At 30.0% G+C, this 19,201-nt stretch carries 17 protein-coding genes, 1 tRNA gene and 1 riboswitch; of the genes, 13 read left to right on the forward strand and 5 right to left on the reverse strand.

Translation table 11 applies throughout. From position 1 onward, the window contains the following. The first annotated feature begins 17 nt into the window (after positions 1–17). Both ACTTAT_RS03600 and ACTTAT_RS03605 read left to right on the forward strand, forming a co-directional pair. Positions 18–866, forward strand: a complete 849-nt coding sequence (locus ACTTAT_RS03600; RefSeq protein ID WP_440679705.1) for a DMT family transporter — start codon at positions 18–20, stop codon at positions 864–866. Between the two features lie 2 nt (positions 867–868). Then, complete coding sequence (locus tag ACTTAT_RS03605) at positions 869–1,837, forward strand: NAD(P)/FAD-dependent oxidoreductase (protein WP_440679706.1); 969 nt, start codon at positions 869–871, stop codon at positions 1,835–1,837. 49 nt (positions 1,838–1,886) lie between these two features. Here the strand turns inward: ACTTAT_RS03605 and ACTTAT_RS03610 are convergent, their stop codons facing one another. Further along, positions 1,887–2,858 carry an ADP-ribosylglycohydrolase family protein gene (locus ACTTAT_RS03610; protein WP_440679707.1) on the reverse strand — a complete coding sequence of 324 codons (972 nt, stop codon included), beginning with the start codon at positions 2,856–2,858 and terminating at the stop codon, positions 1,887–1,889. A 51-nt stretch (positions 2,859–2,909) separates the two neighbouring features. Between ACTTAT_RS03610 and ACTTAT_RS03615 the strand changes: the two genes are divergently transcribed. From ACTTAT_RS03615 to ACTTAT_RS03640, 6 genes are all read left to right on the forward strand, one after another. Then, positions 2,910–3,626 carry a methyltransferase domain-containing protein gene (locus ACTTAT_RS03615; RefSeq protein ID WP_440679708.1) on the forward strand — a complete coding sequence of 239 codons (717 nt, stop codon included), beginning with the start codon at positions 2,910–2,912 and terminating at the stop codon, positions 3,624–3,626. A 271-nt stretch (positions 3,627–3,897) separates the two neighbouring features. Further along, positions 3,898–3,982, forward strand: a riboswitch (glycine riboswitch). An 86-nt stretch (positions 3,983–4,068) separates the two neighbouring features. Continuing rightward, a complete protein-coding gene (gene gcvT, locus ACTTAT_RS03620; RefSeq protein WP_440679709.1) occupies positions 4,069–5,178 on the forward strand; it encodes a glycine cleavage system aminomethyltransferase GcvT in 1,110 nt (369 codons plus the stop codon). 11 nt (positions 5,179–5,189) lie between these two features. Then, on the forward strand, positions 5,190–5,567 hold the full coding sequence (gene gcvH, locus ACTTAT_RS03625; protein ID WP_440679710.1) for a glycine cleavage system protein GcvH: 378 nt from the start codon (positions 5,190–5,192) through the stop codon (positions 5,565–5,567). Further along, positions 5,567–8,428 carry an aminomethyl-transferring glycine dehydrogenase gene (gene gcvP / locus ACTTAT_RS03630; RefSeq protein ID WP_440679711.1) on the forward strand — a complete coding sequence of 954 codons (2,862 nt, stop codon included), beginning with the start codon at positions 5,567–5,569 and terminating at the stop codon, positions 8,426–8,428. Before gcvH ends, gcvP begins: the two co-directional genes overlap by 1 nt. Further along, a complete protein-coding gene (locus ACTTAT_RS03635; RefSeq protein WP_440679712.1) occupies positions 8,428–8,589 on the forward strand; it encodes a hypothetical protein in 162 nt (53 codons plus the stop codon). Before gcvP ends, ACTTAT_RS03635 begins: the two co-directional genes overlap by 1 nt. Further along, positions 8,589–9,068 (forward strand): TspO/MBR family protein, encoded by a 480-nt coding sequence (locus ACTTAT_RS03640; protein ID WP_440679713.1) that lies wholly within the window; start codon positions 8,589–8,591, stop codon positions 9,066–9,068. Before ACTTAT_RS03635 ends, ACTTAT_RS03640 begins: the two co-directional genes overlap by 1 nt. On the opposite strand, the gene ACTTAT_RS03645 is transcribed toward ACTTAT_RS03640, so the two are convergent. Next, positions 9,061–10,074: a polyprenyl synthetase family protein gene (locus tag ACTTAT_RS03645; RefSeq protein ID WP_440679714.1), complete on the reverse strand. Its 1,014-nt coding sequence runs from the start codon at positions 10,072–10,074 to the stop codon at positions 9,061–9,063. The two genes, ACTTAT_RS03640 and ACTTAT_RS03645, sit on opposite strands and share 8 nt — an antisense overlap. 106 nt (positions 10,075–10,180) lie before the next feature. Here ACTTAT_RS03645 and ACTTAT_RS03650 point away from each other — a divergent pair, with 106 nt between their 5' ends. From ACTTAT_RS03650 to ppdK, 4 genes are read left to right on the forward strand one after another with little or no spacing between them, the layout of a single operon-like run. Beyond that, positions 10,181–10,987, forward strand: coding sequence for a S49 family peptidase (locus ACTTAT_RS03650; RefSeq protein ID WP_440679715.1), 807 nt, complete (start codon positions 10,181–10,183; stop codon positions 10,985–10,987). Continuing rightward, positions 10,984–11,919 (forward strand): glycine--tRNA ligase subunit alpha, encoded by a 936-nt coding sequence (locus ACTTAT_RS03655; protein WP_440679716.1) that lies wholly within the window; start codon positions 10,984–10,986, stop codon positions 11,917–11,919. Before ACTTAT_RS03650 ends, ACTTAT_RS03655 begins: the two co-directional genes overlap by 4 nt. After that, a complete protein-coding gene (glyS, locus tag ACTTAT_RS03660; RefSeq protein WP_440679718.1) occupies positions 11,919–13,982 on the forward strand; it encodes a glycine--tRNA ligase subunit beta in 2,064 nt (687 codons plus the stop codon). The genes ACTTAT_RS03655 and glyS overlap by 1 nt, the downstream gene beginning before the upstream one ends. Before the next feature lie 2 nt (positions 13,983–13,984). After that, on the forward strand, positions 13,985–16,651 hold the full coding sequence (ppdK, locus tag ACTTAT_RS03665; protein WP_440679719.1) for a pyruvate, phosphate dikinase: 2,667 nt from the start codon (positions 13,985–13,987) through the stop codon (positions 16,649–16,651). Here the strand turns inward: ppdK and nadC are convergent, their stop codons facing one another. Together nadC and nadA are read right to left on the reverse strand one after the other, a co-directional pair. After that, positions 16,652–17,479, reverse strand: coding sequence for a carboxylating nicotinate-nucleotide diphosphorylase (gene nadC / locus ACTTAT_RS03670; protein ID WP_440679720.1), 828 nt, complete (start codon positions 17,477–17,479; stop codon positions 16,652–16,654). Between the two features lie 5 nt (positions 17,480–17,484). Next, complete coding sequence (gene nadA, locus ACTTAT_RS03675; RefSeq protein ID WP_440679721.1) at positions 17,485–18,486, reverse strand: quinolinate synthase NadA; 1,002 nt, start codon at positions 18,484–18,486, stop codon at positions 17,485–17,487. Positions 18,487–18,562: 76 nt separating this feature from the next. Between nadA and ACTTAT_RS03680 the strand changes: the two genes are divergently transcribed. Beyond that, positions 18,563–18,647, forward strand: a tRNA-Leu gene (locus ACTTAT_RS03680). Positions 18,648–18,649: 2 nt separating this feature from the next. Here the strand turns inward: ACTTAT_RS03680 and ygfZ are convergent. Beyond that, the coding region (gene ygfZ, locus ACTTAT_RS03685; protein ID WP_440679722.1) for a CAF17-like 4Fe-4S cluster assembly/insertion protein YgfZ at positions 18,650–19,201 on the reverse strand (552 nt) is incomplete at its 5' end.

Here is a 19,201-nt window from a genome sequence, read left to right on the forward strand (position 1 = left end):
TATTAAACTAATCAAACATGTTATCCAATTATAAAATTCCAGGTTTTTTGTTGGTATCCCTTGGAGGATTATTCCTAAGTTCTGGTGGAGCTTTATTTAAACTCTTTGAAAACCAAGACGTATGGACAATTTATTTTTGGAGATCTTTTTTCTTCACGCCTGCCGTTCTTATTTTTTTATTTTTTTCATCAAAAAATAATGTGATTAATAAATTTAAAAACGTTGGTATCATTGGTATTTTTTGTGCAGCATTATATGCAACAGGTAGCGGTGCTTATATGTTTGCCATGAAGCATACAACGGTTGCTAATGTTTTATTTATTATCAGCACTCAAACTTTTATGTTGGCAGTTGCTGGATACTTTATTCTCAAAGAAAAAATTAATTTAACTACTGGTATTGCAATTTTGATGGCATCAATTGGAATCTACATCATGATTGGAACCAAAATTTCAAACGGCACAATGCTTGGTAATGCTTTTGCTTTTATAACTCCAATTTGTTTTACAAGTATTGTCATGATTATAAGAAAATATCAGCATACAGATATGGTTCCTGCAGTCGCTCTATCTGGAGTTTTTTGTATGGTTGTTGGGGCAATGATGAGCAACAATTTAATGATGACATCTCATGATTTCTTTTTAGCTTTTTTATTTGGATCTTTACAATATGCACCAGGATTTATTTGTTTAACTCTTGGTTCAAGAACCACAGAGTCTGCAAAAGTTGGCATATTTGCTTTCTCTGAAGCTATTGCTGGACCTTTGTGGGCATGGATATTTGTTAATGAAAATCCATCTATTGGAGTTTTTATTGGTGGTACAATTATTTTCTTAGCACTATTGTTAAAATCATTTAAAAAATAATTATGAATAATATTGCAATATTAGGAGCTGGATTTTCTACCTCTACACTTTGTTATTATTTAAATGAAAAAGATATTAAAGTTTTTGAAAAGGCTAGAGGACCAGGAGGTAGATCTTCTACAAGGAAAGTAGATGATATTGGAGTGTTTGATCATGGTCTTCAATATATTTCTCCTAAAGATAAAAACTTTTCAGAATTTTTAAAATTAAATAAAAGTGTTAAGCAATGGGATGGAGATTTTGTTGAGATTGACGGGAAAGTCTCTGTTTTACCTCCGTCTGAAAAATTGATTGGTATCACCGGTAATAATGATTTTGTAAAATCAAATATCAATTTAGATCAATGTCATTTTAAAACTAGGATTGAAAGAATTGAGTATCAAAATGATCATTGGAAACTGATTGACGATAGTTCAAATGAGTACCTTGCAAAAAAAATTATTTTAACACTTCCTCAAGAACAAACGAATATTTTAATAAAAGATTTAGATTTAAAATTTGAGATAAAAGAAAATTTTATGAAACCATGTTTTACTGTCATGCTAGCTTTAAAAGAATCTCCAATTTTTAAACATTCAGGTTATGTAATTAAAAATAATAAGATTATATCTTGGTGCGCAAATGAAAGTTCCAAATTAAGAGATTTAAATAATAAGGATCTTACGTTGTTAACTCTCCAAACTACTGAAGAGTATGGTTTTGCGAACTTTAAAAGATACAGGGAAAACAAAGAGTATATCTTAAATGAAATTTTGAGTGAATTTTTAGATATTTTTAAAATTGATGAATCTGAAGTGATTCATAAAAATGTTCACGGTTGGCTATATGCTTTTTCTGAAAATCAATCTTCTGAAGTTTTTTGGGATGATAAAAAATATATTGGCATTACTGGTGATTGGTTTACAGGTGGAAGAGCTGAAAATGCTTGGATTAATGCTAAATTATTATCTGAAAAAATAGACAGATCCTAATTTTCTAATCGTAATATTTAGATTTATAAAAAAATAAATTTTATTTTTATCAGCAAATGCTTTGATATTTAGATATATTTCTCAAAATTTCTTTTGCAGGTTTGGTTTTTAAAATCCATTTTTTTGGGATATTTTTAAGACCTTTTAAGGCTGAAAAATAAGCGCCAACAAAATTTGCCCTAGAACAATTACACCCACCCGCTTTAATAGTTTTGTTGATAGCACTCTTAAAGCTACTAGAAGTCATAATTGCATGAATAGACCCATTAAATGTCCCAGGGTAACTACATGCTTTGCCAAATTTTTTAACAACAAAAGTATGAGGCTTATTTTTATTCTTTTTAACTTTTTTAATATTTTCTACAACTTCTTTAAAATAACTATTATTTTTATATTTTTTTAAAAAAAAATTTACAGGATTTTTGTATTTTTGATCTGCAAAATTTATGATTTCTAATTTTGCTAAAGCAAATTTTACACTCAGCTTATTATTTGAGACAGTTTTAATTATTAGTTTATTTTTAGTCATTGATTGATTTTGTAAGTAGTACGGCAGAGTTGCACAAAAACCATCAGACTCATTTACTTTTTTTCCACCTGTAATTTTTTTTTTTAATTTAATATTTTGTACCGTCTCCATTATATTTTGATGTATCCAAGGACCCTGAACAGGTTTTTTCCATTTAATTTTTTTATATTTTTTTCTAAACTTTAAATTTTTCCAATAATCTGAACCCTGGCCAAAATTTTTTATTATATTTTTTTTAAAATTATTAACTAATGTTTTGTTATTATTATTTTCTATGAGCGTTTTAAACATAACTTGGCCCACATCATTATATCCCGATACTTCTCCAGTATTTATTGAATAAAAAGGACATTTGTTATTTTTTAAAAATGCTACTTCTTTTTTATTTTTTAAATAAGATTTTAATTTTTTCTCATCATATACCCAGTGCAATGGCCTAGCGGCTGCATCAGCAACTGTTGCGCCCAGAAAAATATGAAGTTTTTTTAACATTAAACAGTAATACTTTATTTTAATTAAAATTATATTAATTTAAATTAAATTATGCCTCATCTTAAAAATTGGGATAATAGAACATGGCTTTCTTCAAAAGAATATATTGAAAGTTTTATTAAATTTTTAATTAAAAACAAAAAACTTAATAAAGATTCACATATATTAGATATAGGTTGCGGAAGAGGTAAAATTCTAGGAAAAATAAAAACTAAATTAAAATTAAAAAATAAACCAGTTGGTGTCGATCTAGTTAACCACAGGAATAAAGATCGAAACTTCATATTTAAGAAAACTGATGCTTTTAAATTTTTAAAAACTAACAAAAAAAAATTTGATTTAATAATTATAAAACAAACCATTCATTTTTTTCCATTAAATAAAATTTTAAAATTAACAAAGTATTGTCACAATACATTAAGTGAGAATGGAAAATTAATGATCTTTTCAATAAATGAGAAACAAAGTCAAATTCCTACATTTAATAAGATGCAGAAAAAATTGCAAATATCTTACAAGAAAGACTCAAAAATAAGAAAAAAAATTTCAACAAATTTTAACAACATTAAGGATAATGTTTTTAATTTTAAAGTTAAGATTAAACAAAAATTATATTTAGACATGATTAGAAAAAGGTATATTTCTATACTTCTTGAATTTAGTGAAAAAGAATTAATTAAAGGAATTCAAGAAATAAAAAATCGATATCCTAACATTATTAATTTTAAAGATTCGTTGATCTGTTTGATGCTCAGCAAAAGTAATTAAAAAGCTTTTCATATACGAAAGCTATTTTCATAAGAAACGGGGAAAAAAAAAATAACTATAAAAAAATCTGAATACATCCGAAAATTAGAATTTAGAATCATAATTCTTAGTCGCATCATGCTCTATGATAGAAAATTACAATTTTGGGACTAATTAAGAGACATTGTAAATATAAGTGCAAAAACCTGATATAATCTAGCCAGATATGACCAACAGTTATACTTGATACAACTAATGGTTCATTGTAGTTATTGTTTTGAATTGATAAGTAACTTTATGTGCGGGAGAGTCTGTTAAATCAGCACCGAAGGAGCAAAGCCCAGGAAACTCTCAGGTAAATGGACCGTATATAAAATAAACTCTGGAAAGCGGATTGAAGTCCCACCGAAGGAGCAAATCTCTCAGGTAAATCGACAGACGGGCACATGAACAGAGTTTATTAATGAGTCAAAACGCAGAAAAAATTACAGATTTAAAAACAGCGCTTTACGATTTTCATGTATCCGTTGGCGGAAAGATGGTTCCATTTGCGGGATACCAAATGCCAGTGCAATATCCTGAAGGCATTATGAAAGAGCACTTACATGTAAGAGCTAATGCTGGAATTTTTGATGTTTCCCATATGGGGCAATTCTCAATCTATGGAACTGAAGAAGAGTATTTGCCTTTAGAAAAAATAGTTCCTATTGATTTAAAATCATTAAATAACAACCAATCCAAGTACACTGTGTTGATGAACAAAGATGGTGGTATTGATGATGATTTAATTGTCACGAAAGTTGAGGATGGACTAAATATAGTTCTTAATGCGGCTTGCAAACATCACGATATTAAAAGAATTCACGAAGTTATTGATCCTTCAAAAACTAAATTACATGAAGACTTATCTTTAATTGCAATACAAGGTCCTAAAGCTGTTGAAATTTTAGATAATATCGTTCCTGGAGTTTCAGCTCTAACTTTTATGAACGGATCACAGTTTAAATTAAATAATGAAGATATTTATGTCACGCGCTCAGGCTATACAGGAGAAGATGGTTTTGAAGTATCGATAAAAAATTCTTTAGCTGAAAAATTTTGCAAAACATTATTAGAAGATCAAAATGTTAAGCTTATTGGTTTAGGAGCAAGAGACTCTTTAAGATTAGAAGCTGGTCTATGTTTATATGGCCATGATCTAGATACCAAAACTACACCTGTAGAAGCTAGTTTAATTTGGGCACTATCCAAAAAAAATAAAGAAGAAGGAAATTTTTTAGGCGCTTCAATTATAAAAGATCAAATCAAGAATGGTGCTTTAAAAAAGAGAGTAGGTATCAAACCTGAAAAAACAATTGCAAGAGAAGGTTCAAAAGTTTTTAAAGGTGATAAAGAAATAGGAATTATAACAAGTGGTGGATTTGGACCAAGTGTAAATGGGCCTGTTGCAATGGGTTATGTATTGAAAGAATTTTCTAATGAAGGAGAAGATTTAGAATTAGAGGTGAGGGGAAAAAGGCATGCTGCAAAAATTTTTAAGATGCCTTTTTATAAAAAAAGTTACGTAAAATAGAAAGGAAAGTTATGGCTGAAAAAAAATATTCAAAAAAACATGAGTGGGTTGAACTAGATGGAGATACAGCAACGATTGGAATAACAAAACATGCAACTGAGCAATTAGGAGATATTGTGTTTACTGAGGTTCCAGATAAAGGAAAAACATTTGAAGCTGGAGGAGAGGCTGCAGTTGTAGAGTCTGTAAAAGCAGCAAGTGATGTTTATTCACCGATTGCTGGCGAAGTTACAGAAAGTAATGAAGCAATAGTTTCTGACCCTTCTCTTGTAAATCAAGATCCAGAAGGAAACGGATGGTTTTTTAAAGTAAAGGTGACTAATCCTGAACAAATCAATGAATTGATGAGTAAAGATGATTATGACAAATTTGTAACGGAGAATGCTTAATGACAGATAACAGGAACAAAGAATTTATTAGAAGACATATTGGCCCATCATCTTCGGATCAAAATAAGATGTTATCTTATTTGGGTTTTAACTCTTTAGATGAATTTATTAAAAAAATTGTTCCTGAAAAAATTTTAGAAAACAGTGCTTTAAATATCGATTCACCCATTTCTGAAAATGCAGCGCTTCAACAATTGAAGCAAATCGCTAGTCAAAACAAGATTTTTAAAAGCTTTATTGGTATGGGTTATTACGGAACCTATACGCCAAATGTAATTTTAAGAAATTTATTAGAAAACCCAGGTTGGTATACATCTTACACTCCATATCAACCCGAAGTAGCTCAAGGAAGATTAGAGATGTTATTAAATTTCCAACAGATGGTTACTGACCTTACGGGCATGGATATCGCGAACGCTTCACTATTGGATGAGGGAACTGCGGCCGCCGAAGCTGTAGCGCTTTGTCAAAGAGTAGATAAGAGTAAACTTCACAAAATCTTTATATCTAAAAATTGCAATCCTCAAACTATTGATGTTGTTAAAACAAGAGCAGAACCTTTTAATCTCGACGTTATAATTGGAGATGATGACAATATCGATAAAGTAGAAGGAGATTTGCTTTGCTCAATTTATCAATATCCTAATACTTATGGAGAAATAAACGGAGCGGAAACTTTTATTAAAAAAACTCAAGATAAAAATGGAAAAGCTATTCTAGTAACAGATTTATTAGCTTTAACATTATTAAAACCGCCTGGAGAGATGGGTGCAGATATTGTTGTAGGTAATTCTCAACGTTTTGGTGTTCCTATGGGTTACGGTGGTCCTCATGCAGCATTTTTTGCAACTAAAGATGAATTTAAACGAGCGATGCCAGGAAGATTAATTGGTGTATCAAAAGATAGAAATAATGATCAAGCTTTGAGAATGGCTCTTCAAACAAGAGAGCAACATATTAGACGAGAAAAAGCGACAAGTAATATTTGCACAGCTCAAGCATTATTATCAATAATGGCAGCAGCATATGGAATTTATCATGGTCCAGATGGTATAAAACATATCGGAGAAAGAACGGCAAAATTTGCAAATGCATTTGCAGATATTGTAAAAACAAAATTTGAAATTTTATCAGATCAGTTTTTTGATACTGTTACAATAAATACAAAAGATAAAACACAAGAGATTTATGCAAAAGCTTTAGAGTTTAAAGTCAATTTAAGATTAATAGATCAACATGCACTTTCAGTTTCTTTTGATGAAACAACAGAAATTAAAGATTTAAATAATCTTTTAAAGATTTTTGGTTTAAATGAACAAATTGATAGTATTGATAAAGTAAATATTTCTTCAATCGAAAGTTCACTTCAAAGAACTTCACAATTTTTAACTCATGAAATTTTTAATTCTTATCATTCTGAGACAGAAATGCTTCGATATTTAAAAAAATTAGAAGATAAAGATATAGCATTAAATCGATCAATGATTGCACTCGGATCATGCACGATGAAATTAAATGCTGTTGCTGAAATGATACCGGTAACGTGGCCAGAGTTTGGCGGTATTCATCCTTTTGCACCTTTGGATCAGGCTAAGGGTTATTCAAAAATGTTTGCTGATCTAGAAGATATGCTAACAGAAATTACAGGATTTTCTGGAGTATCTTTACAACCAAATGCAGGAGCACAAGGTGAATATGCGGGATTGATGGTAATTAGAAAGTTTCATTTAAACAATGGAGACAAAGATAGAAATATTTGTTTGATACCAAGTTCAGCACATGGAACTAATCCAGCAAGTGCACAGATGGCAGGTATGAAAGTTGTCGTCGTTAATTGTGATAAAGATGGTAATGTTGATATTGATGATCTAAGCAAAAAAGCTGAAGAAAATTCAAAACAACTGGCAGCTTTAATGGTTACTTACCCTTCAACACATGGGGTATTTGAAGAGCACATTAAAGAGATTTGTGATGTTATTCATTCACATGGTGGTCAAGTATACATGGATGGAGCAAATTTAAATGCTCTAGTAGGATTAGCAAAACCTGGAAAGTTTGGACCAGATGTTTGCCACATGAATCTTCATAAAACTTTTTGTATTCCGCATGGTGGCGGTGGACCTGGAATGGGACCAATTGGTGTTGAAAAACATTTAGAACCATTTTTACCAAATCATACCCTTGTTAATTCTGGCCCTAAAACTGGGATGGGTTCTGTGTCAGCAGCACCGTGGGGAAGCGCAAGTATTCTACCGATTTCATGGATGTACATCAAAATGATGGGAGCAGAAGGTTTAAGATTAGCAACTGAAGTTGCAATATTAAACGCAAATTACATGTCAAAAAAATTAGAGAGTTCTTATCAAACTTTATACAAAGGAAAAAATAACCTGGTAGCACATGAGTGCATTTTAGACTTTAGGCCAATAAAAGCTGAGTCTGGAGTCTCTGAAGAAGATATAGCTAAAAGATTAATAGATTATGGTTATCATGCTCCAACAATGTCTTGGCCAGTTGCTGGTACATTAATGATTGAGCCAACTGAAAGTGAAAGCTTGTTAGAAATGGATAAGTTTTGTGATGCGATGATTAATATCAGAAAAGAAATTAAAATGGTTCAAAACGAAGTTTTTGATAAACAAGATAATCCACTTAAAAATGCACCTCATACGAATTTGGAATTATCATCTGACTCTTGGACACATAAGTATACAAGAGAGCAAGCAGCATTCCCGCTCAGCTATTTAAAAGTCAATAAATTCTGGCCACCTGTGGCAAGAGTAGACAATGTTCATGGCGATAGAAACTTGATTTGCTCATGCCCATCTATAGATAGTTACCGCGACGAAGAAGCGGCTTAATGAAATTAGAAGTATTATACAATCCAGGTAACGTACTTTGTGATTATCTAAAAATGAAAGATGATCATAAATTTATATTTAGAGTTTTTGTTAACTTAACTTACTACGGTCATATTTTAGGTCTATTAGCTTTATATTATTCTAAGCACTTTAGTTTTTAATGATCAAAAAGTATAAGAGCTTAATCTTAATATTATTAGTCACCTTTTTTTCATCATCAATTGCAGGTTATGTTACAAGAATAAATCTTGATCCTTGGTACCAATCATTAAATCGTTTGCCAATTTCTCCACCTGATTGGGTTTTTGCCCCTGTTTGGACAACACTTTATGCATTCATGAGTATTGCGATTTGGATTGTTTATGAAAAAACAAAAGTGAGCGAACCAAGTTTTTCAAAAAAAATTATAAAAATTTATTTTTATCATTTGGTGATTAACTTAACATGGAGCTTTGTGTTTTTTTATTATCACTTAATTTTTGCTGCTTTTATAAATATTATATTTTTAATTATAGCGATTAGTATTTTAATGTTTTTATATTTACCAAGATCAAAAATATCTTTTATACTTATGGTACCTTATTTACTTTGGGTAATCTTTGCTTCAGTTTTAAATTTTGGATTATATTTAATTAATTAAGTCTATTAACAATATAAAAAGATAATTCTTGTAGTTTTTCTACAACAAAATTTTTTTCAAAAACTGATAATGAGTCAGAAGCTACATTTGAAAAGTAATCAGCTCTTTTTTTACAAGTTTCAATAATTTGATATTTATTTATTAATTTTAATGTTTGTTCAAAGTCATTTTCAGATCTTACACTTTGAGAAAAATACTTTTGTAGCACTTCTCTTTCTTTAGGGGTTGATTTTTGAAATAGTAAAATGATTGGTAATGTTATTTTACCCTCTAAAAAATCATTTCCAATTTTTTTTCCAAACACCTTTTCTTTTGATGAATAATCTAGAATGTCGTCTGTAATTTGAAAACAAATTCCTAGATTTCTTCCATAAGATTCTAGCGCTTCTTTTTCTTTGTTTGATCTATCATTGATACAACCACCAACGCGCATTGAAGCACCAAACAAAGATGCTGTTTTTGCAGAAATAATATCTAGATAATTTTTCTCAACCATATCAACTTGTTTTTCAAATTGTAATTGCATAATTTCACCTTGCGCGATTTCAGACGATACTGATGACAAAATTTTTAAAACTTCTTGCGATCCATCATCTACCATCATTTCAAAACATCGACTAAGCAAATAATCACCTGCTAAAATTGAACTTTTATTTCCCCAAATTGCATTAGTTGTTTTAAAACCTCTTCTAGACTCACTTTTATCAATTACATCATCATGTAATAAAGTGGCATTATGAATAAGCTCTACACAAGCTGCTAAATTAATATGTCTATTACCTTTGTAGTTAAATATTTCAGAAGAGCATATTGTTAAAAGTGGCCTTAGTCTTTTGCCGCCCGTACTCATTAGGTGAGTTGCCATCTCCCCAACAAGTTCGACATGGCTTGATAGTTTTAACTTGATATGATCATCGACCTTTTTCAGCTGTTCTTGATATGCCGATTTAATTTCCTCAAAAGGGTTAGTTTTTATCTTTTTAAAAGGTAATACGTTTAAAAGCATATGTGTTATTAGCTTATTTAATGATGATTTGTTAACAATGAAATGACGCAGTTGTAATAAGCACTTTTAATTAAATTACCAATAAATATAAGTATTTTTTATAGTTATGATTTTTTCAAAAAAACCACAAGTTGCACACATTAGATTAAGCGGAGTTATTGGAAATGTTGGACGATTTCAGCAAGGCATGAGTCTAAGTAGTCATGAGCAAATTATTAAAAAAGCATTTAATCAAAAAAAACTATCTGCTGTAGCAATCTCAATTAATTCACCAGGTGGATCGCCAGTACAATCTCATTTAATTTATTCGTTAATCAGAAGATTGGCAGAAGAAAAAAAAGTAAAGGTTATAACGTTTGCTGAAGATGTGGCTGCATCCGGAGGATATATGCTGGCTTGTGCGGGTGATGAAATTTATGCAAACCCCAGTTCGATTGTAGGTTCTATTGGAGTTATATATTCATCATTTGGATTAAAAGAACTTATTAAAAAAATTGGTATTGAAAGAAGAGTTCATACTGCAGGTAAAAATAAAAGTACTCTAGATCCTTTTATGGATGAAAAGCCAGAAGACATAGAAAGATTAAAAAAAATACAATTAGATTTGCACGAACAATTCATTAGCTTAGTAAAAAATAGTAGAAAAGATAAAATCTCATCTGATAAAGATGATCAATTATTTACTGGTGAATTTTGGTCAGGTATTCAATCTAAAGAATTAGGATTAATTGATGGTCTTGGTAATATGGAAGATGTTATTCAAGAAAAATTTGGAAAAAAAGTTGTAATTAAGAAATTTGATAAACCTGAAAGCTGGTTAAAAAGAAAATTATCAAGTCAAATATCAAATCAATTTTCAAACATTGCAGACGAAATTGAAACAAGATCATTATGGAATAAATTTGGACTATGATCAAAAAGAAAAACTTAGTTAAAAAAAAAGTTAAAACGAAAGTTAAAAAACAGCCTAAAGTTAAAAAATTAAAAAAAAAAGTTCCTTATCTAACTTTTCAAGAAATTATTTTTAAACTGCAAAAATTTTGGTCAGATCAAGGATGCGTAATTTTACAACCATATGATATTGAAGTAGGCGCCGGTACATTTCATCCAGCAACTACATTAAGATCACTCGGGCCAAAGCATTGGAAAGCAGCGTATGTTCAACCATCAAGAAGGCCAACAGATGGACGTTATGGAGAAAATCCAAACCGTCTTCAGCATTACTACCAGTTTCAAGTAATTATAAAACCTTCGCCAGAAGATATTCAAAAGTTATATTTAAAAAGCTTAACGGCTCTTGGAATTATTTATAAAGATCATGATATTCGATTTGTTGAAGATGATTGGGAAAGTCCAACTTTAGGTGCATCAGGACTAGGTTGGGAAGTGTGGTGTGATGGAATGGAAATTACTCAATTTACTTATTTCCAACAAATGGCAGGGTTTGAGTGCAAGCCTGTATCATCAGAAATTACTTACGGTTTAGAGAGAATTTGTATGTATATTCAAAACAAAAATAATGTTTATGATCTTGATTGGAATCATGAAGGTGTCAAATACGGAGATGTATTTTTACAAGCTGAAAAAGAATTTTCAGCATATAATTTTGAACACGCAAATACAGAAGGCTTATTTGACCAGTTTAATAAAGTTGAAAAAGAGTCAAAGGATTTAGCAGAAAAAAAACTTTGTTTACCAGCTTACGACCAGTGTCTAAAAGCTAGTCACTTATTTAATTTGTTAGATGCAAGAGGAGTGATTAGTGTTGCTGAAAGAGCTAACTATATTACAAGAATTAGAACTTTAGCAAAAGCATGTGGAGAACTCTGGATTGAAAAACAATAATGTCAGATTTTTTTCTAGAACTTTACTCTGAAGAAATTCCACACAGCTTACAGATTCATGCTAGAAAACAAATTCACGAATTAATATTCAAGGAATTAAATGAAAATAATATTAAGTTCAAAGGATTTGATATTTTTTCTACTCCTAAACGATTAGTAGTTTTTATTGAAAATATTACTTTAAATCAAAAAATAGAATCTCAAGAAGTGAAAGGACCCAAGGTTGGGTGCAACGATCAAGCTCTTGAAGGATTTTTGAAATCTAAAAATGCACTAAAAGAGGATTTAATTCAAAAAAGTACAGATAAAGGAGAATTTTATTTTGTAAAATTACCAGCTAAAACTCTATTAACCTCTGATATTTTAAGGAAAAAATTACCTTCAATTCTTCAAACCATTAATTGGAAAAAGTCGATGAGATGGTCTGATTATGATTGTTTTTGGGGAAGGCCTTTAAAGTCTATACTGTGTTTACTTGATAATAAAGTTTTAGATTTTAGTTTTTTTCATATTAATTCATCAAACTCTACTTATGTGAATGGGCCTTTTGAAGACAAAGAAATTAAAATTAAAAATTTTAAAGATTATAAAAAAAATTTAGAAAAAAATAAAATTGAGATTGATCATAAAAAAAGAGAGCAAAAAATAAGACTGGAGTTAGAAAAAGTATTAAAAAAAAATAAATGTACTCCTGAGCTTAATAATTACTTAGTCGAAGAGGTTACAAACTTAGTTGAGACCCCAGTAATATTAAAGGGAAAATTTGATCCCGAATATTTAGTTTTGCCAGATGAATTATTAAATTTAACAATGATCAATCATCAGAGATACTTTCCGATGAAGTCTATATTCGATGATAAACTTATAAACTCGTTTCTTTTTGTTGCTAATAATTTTGATAATAAAAATTTAATTACCAAAGGTAATGAAAAAGTAATTGATGCTCGACTTTCAGATGCTAAGTTTTTTTGGGATAAAAATAAAAGACAAAATTTAGTTAAACAAGTTACAAAACTAAACTCAATTGTTTTCTATCAAAAGTTAGGAACTTTATATGACAAGACTCAAAGAATCCGTCAACTTGGATCAGTTATAGCTGATTCAATTGGAGCGAATAAAGAGGATACAGAAATTGCTGGATCGATTTGTAAGTCAGATTTAGTTTCTGACTTAGTTGGTGAATATCCTGAGCTTCAAGGAATTATTGGAAGTTATTTTGCTATTGAACAAGGTTTTAGTAAAGAAATAAGCAATGCTATTCAAAATCATTATTTACCTCTTGGCCCAAGTGGGAAAGTTCCTAAAGAAAAGATCTCAATTGCAGTTGCGATAGCTGACAAAATAGACACCCTAGTTGGATTTTTTGGTATTGATGAAAAGCCAACAAGCTCCAAAGATCCTTTTGCTTTAAGAAGAGCTTGCCTTAGTGTTTTAAGATTAATCACAGAAAACAAAGTTAGTTTGTCATTAAAGGAGATATTGAATAATTCAAAGAATTTATATCTTACTCAAAATTATCAATTAACTAATGAAAAAATCATAGAGGACCTTTTTCAATTTTTTATTGAAAGATTTAAAATTAATTTAAAAGATAAAGGTGCAAGATTAGATGTTACCAATTCAATTTTAGAAAATAATAGATCAGATGATTTTTATTTGGTTATGAAAAATATTAATGAACTTTCAAAATGTTTAAAAAAACCCCAAGGCCAGGATGTTATTTCAATTTATAAAAGATCAAAAAATATTTTAGATCAATCAAATCAAGAAGAAGAGTTTTTTGGAAATCCGGATAATGTTTTATTTCAACACCCTTCTGAAGATGAAATACTTATTAAATTAAATGAAGCTAGAGATTATTTTACAACTCCCAGTCGACTAAGAGATAATGAAAAAACCATAACTTTATTGTCAGAGTTAAAACCTATGACGGATAATTTCTTTGATAATGTAAAGGTCAACGATGATAATCAACAGGTAAGAAAAAATAGGCTAGAATTATTAACTCTCTTATGTAAAACCTTTGAAAAATTTACTGATTTTTCAAAATTAGATGGATCTTAAAAATGGCAACTTGGGTTTATAATTTTAGCAAAACTCCTAAAAAAGATAAGGCAGGTTTAAAAAACTTGCTTGGTGGAAAAGGCGCTAACCTTTCGGAAATGATAAAGATTGGCTTACCAGTTCCTCCTGGATTTACAATTACGACTGAAGCATGCAATGAGTTTTATAAAAGAAATAGAAAAAATCCTATTGGTTTAGACAAACAAGTAAAATCTGCAATTAAAGAAGTAGAAAAAAAAATCGGTAAAAAATTTGGAGATAAAAAGAATCCACTTTTAGTATCTGTAAGATCAGGAGCGAGAGTATCAATGCCTGGTATGATGGATACGGTTTTGAACTTAGGTTTAAATGATGAAACAGTTCTAGGTTTAGCCGCTAAGACTAAAAATGAAACATTTGCGTATGATAGCTATAGACGTTTTATTCAAATGTATAGCAATGTTGTACTTGGTGTTGATCATCATAATTTTGAAGATTTAATTGAAAATTATAAATTAACCAAAGGTGTAACATTAGACACTGATTTGGATGCAGAGGATTGGAAAAAATTAATTAAAGACTTTAGAGATGTTATTAAAAGAGAAATCAAAAAAGATTTTCCTCAAGATGTATATCAACAATTATGGGGAGCAGTTGGAGCAGTCTTTCAATCATGGAGAAATCAAAGAGCAAAGACTTATAGAAAATTAAATAATATACCAGAAGAGTGGGGAACAGCGGTAAATGTTCAATCAATGGTTTTTGGAAACATGGGAGATGATTGCGCAACTGGAGTTGCGTTTACAAGAAATCCATCAACTGGTGAAAAAAGTTTTTATGGTGAATATTTAATCAATGCTCAAGGCGAGGATGTTGTTGCTGGAATTAGAACGCCACAAAACATTACTAAAAAAGCAAGATTAGAAGCAAAATCAGATGCTTTATCAATGGAAGAAACAATGCCAAAAGTTTATGGGCAATTGGTTCAAATTTATAAAAAATTAGAGAAACACTACAAAGACATGCAAGATATTGAGTTTACAGTTGAAAATAAAAAACTCTGGATGCTTCAAACACGATCTGGAAAAAGAACTGCAAAAGCTGCAATAAAAATTGCTGTAGATATGGTGAAAGAAAACTTAATTAAAAAAGATGAGGCGTTATTAAGAATTGATCCTAAAATGCTAGATACCTTGCTTCATCCAACTCTAGATCCAAAAGCTGAGAAAGATATTATAGCAAAAGGACTACCAGCTTCTCCAGGAGCAGCATCTGGAAAAATTACTTTTTCTGCTGATGATGCTGAAACTTTGAAATCACAAAATCAAAAAACAATACTTGTTAGATTAGAAACATCACCAGAGGATATTCACGGTATGAATGCAGCAGAAGGAATCTTAACTTGTCGCGGTGGTATGACAAGTCACGCGGCAGTTGTAGCTAGAGGAATGGGTAAACCATGTGTATCTGGTTCAGGAACAATTCAAATTGATTATCAAAGTAAAGAATTTAAAGTTGGCAATCGAGTCTTTAAAGAGGGTGAAATCATTACAATAGATGGGTCAAGCGGAGAGGTAATGTCAGGTGAAGTTAAAACCATTAAACCAGATATTTCTGGGGATTTTTCAAAAATCATGTCTTGGGCTGATAAAACTAGAAAAATGCAAGTTAGAACTAATGCCGAAACTCCATTAGATACAAAAGTTGCAAGAGAGTTTGGGGCAGAAGGTATAGGTTTATGTAGAACTGAACATATGTTTTTTGACGAAGAAAGAATTTTATATGTCAGACAGATGATTTTATCAAAATCAAAAGAAGATCGTAGCGAAGCTTTGGGTAAAATATTACCTTTTCAAAAGAAAGATTTTTATGAAATTTTTTCCATCATGAAAGGTTTGCCCGTTACTATTAGATTATTAGATCCGCCTCTTCATGAGTTTTTACCAAAAAGTGAAAAAGAAATTTCATCTTTGGCATCTTCTTTGGGAATTTCAGAAAAAGAAATTAAAGATAGAATCTCTGATCTTCACGAAGAAAATCCAATGCTAGGTCATCGAGGTTGTAGATTAGCCATTTCTTATCCAGAAATATACGAGATGCAATGTGAAGCAATTTTTGAAGCAGTATTGCAGTGTAAGAAAGAAAAAATAAAAGTTTTACCAGAAATTATGATTCCACTTGTTGCCACAGGTCAAGAATTAGAAATTTTAAAAGAACTTGTAGATAGTAAAGCAAAAGAGATGTCAAAAAAATATAATCAAAAACTAGACTATATGGTTGGTACGATGATTGAGTTACCAAGAGCTGCGCTTAATGCTCATGATATATCTAAGCATGCAGATTTTTTTAGTTTTGGAACAAATGATTTAACTCAAACTACTCTAGGTATTAGTAGAGATGATGCGGGTAAGTTCTTAGATGATTATGTAGATAATAATATTTTTAAAATTGATCCATTTGTAAGCATAGATGTTAATGGAGTGGGACAATTGGTTGAACTTGCTTGCAAGAATGCAAAGAGAAATAAATCAAAAATTAAATTAGGAATTTGCGGTGAGCATGGTGGCGATCCAGACTCAATTATGTTCTGTCAGAAAGCAGGATTAAATTATGTTTCTTGCTCACCTTATAGAGTACCAATCGCTAGACTTTCAGCTGCCCAAGCTAAAATTTTATCAAAAAGAAATTAGTTAAAATTCAAGAGAAAAATCAAAATTTTTCACTGAGTGAGTCAAATAACCTAAAGATATTCGTTTCACTCCAGTTCTAGCATATTGAATAAAATTTTTTGGATTAATATTACCCGAAGCTTCTGTTTGAATAGTTTTAGGTATTATTCTTAAAGCTTTTTTCAAACTTACTGTTGAAAAATTATCAAGCAAAATTCTATCAATTTTTAAATCTACAATTTGTTTTAATTGATTTAGATTATCAACTTCAGCATTAATAATTTTTTTATTTTTATTTTTTTTTATAACTTGAATAATTTTATCTCGAAATTTTACTTTATCTAAATGATGATTATCTTTAATGAAAATTTCCTGTTCCAAATCATATCTATTATTAAAACCACCTCCAGCCTTTATTGCTAGTTTTTGAAGGTAACGCATGCCAGGCAACGTTTTTCTCGTACAACAAATTTTTGTTTTATATTTTTTAGTTTGATTAACTAGTTTTTTAGTTTCGGAAGCAACTCCACTTAAGTGACCTAAGAAATTTAAAATTATTCTTTCACTTTTAAGGATTGATTGTCCTTTACCTTTTAAATTTATAATTTTATTCCCTTTTTTAATTCCTTTTCCATCTGATTTAAAAATTTTAATTTTTATTTTTTTATCAATAGTTTTTAAAATTTTTTTTACTATATTTACCCCAAATAGAATCCCATTACCTTTTGAAACAATGTTTACTGATACAATTAGATTATTAGGAATTGTTAATTTGGAAGTAATATCTTGATGTACTTTATCTTCTTGGATTGAAAGATTGATTAATTGCTTTATTTGATTTTCACTCACTAATGTTATCTGCCAACAGCAATCATTTTTTCAATTGCACCTCGAGCCTTCAAAATAATTTCATTGTCAATTTCAATAAAATTATTGTCTTCTTTTAATGATTTTAAAATACTCTGTAATGTAATTTTTTTCATGTGAGGACAAAGGTTACATGGTTTAACAAAATTAATATTTGGGTTTTCAACTTGAATGTTATCACTCATTGAACATTCAGTGACTAAAAAGATATCTTTAGCTTTTGTATTTTTAACATAATCAATCATCGATCCTGTAGATCCAGTATAGTCTGAAGCTTTTATAACATCTGGAGGACATTCAGGATGAGAGACTACTTTTAAATCAGGATATTTTTTTCTTAGTTCTAAAATTTCTGTATCAGTAAACTTCTCATGGACTTCACATTTTCCTTTCCATGAAATAATTTCAACTTGAGTTTTGCTTGCTACATATTTTGCTAAATATTCATCTGGTAAAAAAATAACTTTATCTACATTAAGAGACTCGACAATTTTAACCGCATTAGCTGATGTGCAACATATATCTGTTTCAGCTTTAACATCTGCAGATGTATTGACATAAGTAACAACTGGTACTCCTGGGTTTTCTGCTTTTAACTTTCTTACATCTGCAGGGGTGATTGACTCTGCTAATGAACAACCAGCCGATAAATCAGGAAGTATAATTTTTTTTTCAGGCGACATAATTTTTGCAGTCTCAGCCATAAAATGAACACCGCACATTAAAATTTTATCTGTTTTTACTTTAGCTCCATCAATCGCTAGCCCAAGTGAGTCTCCAACAATATCAGCGACACCATAGAAAATTTCTGGCGCCTGATAGTTATGAGCTAGAATTGTGACGTCTTTTTCTTTTTTAAGTTTATTGATTTCGTAAATATAAGGAGCCATTGTTGGCCACTCAATCTCTGGGATGGCGCCTTGTATTTTTTTATATAGTGGGCTTGTTATGCTCTCTATTTCAGAATTAAACTTAAGTTCGTTACTCATAATTAAATATAATATTTATTTAAAAAAAAATATTTAACATTAATGTCACATTTTATATTCTGAATACAGTAAAAAAGCGGTCATGCTGGAATTGGTAGACAGGCACGGTTGAGGGCCGTGTGGGTTTTCCCGTGAGAGTTCAAGTCTCTCTGACCGCACCATTTCAATTCATCCAATTTGGTTTAGAAATTTTTACTTTTATATCTTTTTGAGTTTTTAGATCTTTATCATTGAATTCATTGAACTTTGACATTTTGATCATTGCAAAATTTGGATTCTCACTAACAATTTTTCCAATTATTTCTTTGTTAAAGAATATTTCTTCACCAGAACTTAGCTTATTTTCATTACTTAGGGGAAATAGTTTTTTTGATATTTTTTCTTTTAGACTCATTCTGGCTGTATTTTCTTGACCAACATAACAACCTTTGGAAAAATCAATAGCGTTTAACTCTTGCATATTCAATTCTAAAGAAAAATATTGACCTTGTATTTGATTAAAAATGCTATCAATCAGTCCATTTAAATTTATTAATTTATAATATTTTTCATTACCTTCTAAATTAATATCTAAATTGTCATTTTTTTTTGAAATAAAATATTTACCAAAATTAGGAATTCTTGGATCTTCAAAATCTAAAATTGAATTAAATTTAAAATTCTCATCTGTTGTAAATATAACATTATATAAATTTTCATCTATTATATCTACTTG

The sequence above is a fragment of the Candidatus Pelagibacter sp. HIMB1517 genome (genome assembly GCF_052047895.1).
Taxonomy (GTDB): Bacteria; Pseudomonadota; Alphaproteobacteria; order Pelagibacterales; family Pelagibacteraceae; genus HIMB114.

Excerpts from the sequence above, each read along its gene's own strand:
- ACTTAT_RS03655 (WP_440679716.1), top strand. The coding sequence starts at position 10,984 with ATGATCAAAAAGAAAAACTTAGTTAAAAAAAAAGTTAAAACGAAAGTT.
- nadA (WP_440679721.1), bottom strand. The coding sequence starts at position 18,486 with ATGAGTAACGAACTTAAGTTTAATTCTGAAATAGAGAGCATAACAAGC.
- ACTTAT_RS03600 (WP_440679705.1), top strand. The coding sequence starts at position 18 with ATGTTATCCAATTATAAAATTCCAGGTTTTTTGTTGGTATCCCTTGGA.
- ACTTAT_RS03605 (WP_440679706.1), top strand. The coding sequence starts at position 869 with ATGAATAATATTGCAATATTAGGAGCTGGATTTTCTACCTCTACACTT.
- ACTTAT_RS03640 (WP_440679713.1), top strand. The coding sequence starts at position 8,589 with ATGATCAAAAAGTATAAGAGCTTAATCTTAATATTATTAGTCACCTTT.
- glyS (WP_440679718.1), top strand. The coding sequence starts at position 11,919 with ATGTCAGATTTTTTTCTAGAACTTTACTCTGAAGAAATTCCACACAGC.
- ACTTAT_RS03610 (WP_440679707.1), bottom strand. The coding sequence starts at position 2,858 with ATGTTAAAAAAACTTCATATTTTTCTGGGCGCAACAGTTGCTGATGCA.
- ACTTAT_RS03635 (WP_440679712.1), top strand. The coding sequence starts at position 8,428 with ATGAAATTAGAAGTATTATACAATCCAGGTAACGTACTTTGTGATTAT.
- ACTTAT_RS03615 (WP_440679708.1), top strand. The coding sequence starts at position 2,910 with ATGCCTCATCTTAAAAATTGGGATAATAGAACATGGCTTTCTTCAAAA.
- ppdK (WP_440679719.1), top strand. The coding sequence starts at position 13,985 with ATGGCAACTTGGGTTTATAATTTTAGCAAAACTCCTAAAAAAGATAAG.
- ACTTAT_RS03645 (WP_440679714.1), bottom strand. The coding sequence starts at position 10,074 with ATGCTTTTAAACGTATTACCTTTTAAAAAGATAAAAACTAACCCTTTT.
- gcvH (WP_440679710.1), top strand. The coding sequence starts at position 5,190 with ATGGCTGAAAAAAAATATTCAAAAAAACATGAGTGGGTTGAACTAGAT.
- gcvP (WP_440679711.1), top strand. The coding sequence starts at position 5,567 with ATGACAGATAACAGGAACAAAGAATTTATTAGAAGACATATTGGCCCA.
- ACTTAT_RS03650 (WP_440679715.1), top strand. The coding sequence starts at position 10,181 with ATGATTTTTTCAAAAAAACCACAAGTTGCACACATTAGATTAAGCGGA.
- gcvT (WP_440679709.1), top strand. The coding sequence starts at position 4,069 with ATGAGTCAAAACGCAGAAAAAATTACAGATTTAAAAACAGCGCTTTAC.